Source organism: Mesotoga sp. HF07.pep.5.2.highcov (genome assembly GCF_003666285.1).
In the GTDB taxonomy this organism is placed as follows: domain Bacteria; phylum Thermotogota; class Thermotogae; order Petrotogales; family Kosmotogaceae; genus Mesotoga; species Mesotoga prima.
Map to the genome: position 1 here is coordinate 1 of NZ_JFHJ01000538.1, position 1,829 is coordinate 1,829.

General features: G+C 45.9%; 1 protein-coding gene and 1 pseudogene. Both read left to right on the forward strand.

Going from position 1 to position 1,829, the window contains the following annotated elements; translation table 11 throughout:
* Positions 1-212 precede the first annotated feature (212 nt).
* The gene (locus BG32_RS11510) at positions 213-1,055 is read left to right on the forward strand and encodes a Cof-type HAD-IIB family hydrolase (RefSeq protein ID WP_006486596.1); all 843 of its coding nucleotides are present in this window, start codon (positions 213-215) and stop codon (positions 1,053-1,055) included.
* A pseudogene (locus BG32_RS11515) lies at positions 1,055-1,829 on the forward strand (apolipoprotein N-acyltransferase); the annotation flags it as partial. The gene BG32_RS11510 and the pseudogene BG32_RS11515, both read left to right, overlap by 1 nt.

Genomic DNA, 1,829 nt, shown 5'->3' on the forward strand with positions numbered 1-1,829 from the left:
TTGATTCGATCGATGAAGTTAGATGGGTAGAGGGTCCCATGGTGCTCAAGATCATTGCCAATCCGGGATTGTTCAACAGTCCCGAAGCGAGAGAATGGGCCTTAACGGAAGGCTGGCGCCGGAGTTTGCATTTCCGATCCATGCCAGGTGGGTGAAGTCAAAAAACAACAGGCTCGAGACTTTTCAGGTAATAGATTGCTGGAGGTTGGAAGATGATTCGGCTCATAGTTATTGATCTCGACGGTACTCTTCTAAATGATGAGAAGAAAATCTCTCAGGAAAATGAAAATGCTATACGCCGCGCTCTCGAAATGGGAATTGCGGTTTCAATATCCACAGGAAGAAGCTACGTTTCAGGCCATGAGTACGTTGAGCAGCTTGGAATCGATGTCCCTGTCTCGTATCAGAACGGCGCTCTGGTAACTTTCGGCCATGGAGAAGAGATCAAGGTGATTTCAAGGTCTGTCCTCGATCCCAGCAAGGCAAGGATGATATACAAAAGAGCAACAGAAAAGAGCCTGAATACTCTGGTCTTCTTTGACTTCTTCACACTTCCCGATATCTCTACCGTTGGGCCTTACGATTCCCCTTACAGAGAGTACTACAGACATAACAAGTACCGCATGGTATTTGAAGAGAATCCGCTAAAGAGAATCTCAAACGACGGAATTCCAGAAATCGCTGTAGAAGGCAAAGAATCCTTGATCAAGGACCTTATTCTTGAGTCGAATTCCCATCTCCAAAACGTCACTGTAGTGAAGAACGATTCCCTTGAAGATCACGCATTCTACGAGTTCTTTGGACCGGGCGTTGGAAAAGAGAAAGGTCTTAGGCACATACTCGATTATCTCAATCTAGACTGGGATAGTGTAGCTCACATAGGTGATAACTACAACGATTTGGAGATATTGAAGAAAGTGGCTTTGCCGATCGTAATGGCTAATGGTCCACTTGGTGTCAAAAAACACGCGAGTTTTGTCACAGTTAGAGACAACAACAGCGGAGGTGTGGCAGAAGCAATTGAAAGAATCCTCCGAACCAGGGGTGAACTTTAGTGGTCCTAGTTCTTGTTTCGGCAGCTCTCACTGCACTGGCCATGCCGGGAATGCTTTGGGGGTACTTGATATGGGTCGCCCTGATCCCTTTATTCATGGCAATGAAAGATGTATCACCCCTAAAGGGGGCTTTGAGAGCCTTCGTCTGGGGCTTTGTATACCTTCTTCTAACCCATTACTGGCAGCTCCCAGTGTTGACAGTGAACGTTCCCGAAGTACTGAATTCATTTCCCAATTTCATAGGGGTCGTCGTCTTCTTCTTGATGGGAATTGTAATGGCCGTTCCCTTTCTAGTATTTGGTCTAGTTTATGGTTTGTATCAGAGATTCTTCGACAGATACCCGGTTATTCTAGCTCTTTTTGCCGCTTCATTCTTTACGGTTACAGAATATCTGAGAGAGATCGGCCCGCTCGGCTTCACTAACGGAAGACTCTCTGATGCGCTTCTAAATGGGCAGCAAGGAATCTCTCAGTTACTTACTATTGGTGGGCCTCTCCTTCTAGTATTCATTATTGTTTTCGTAAATCATTGTCTTTCCTATCTCTTCGTGAACAGAACAAGAGACAGAGCAATTCTTATTGTCGTTTCAGTGGCAATCGTAGCCCTAGTTAATGCGGCTATCACGGCCTTAGTTCCGATCCCCCATTCCTCAAGCAAATATGAAAGCACTCTCTATGCTCTGCAGACAAACATATCGATGCAGATGAAGTACTACCAGCCACCGGATGAAACTCTGGCAGTCGTATCACGAGCACTCAGAGAGATTCCGGAGG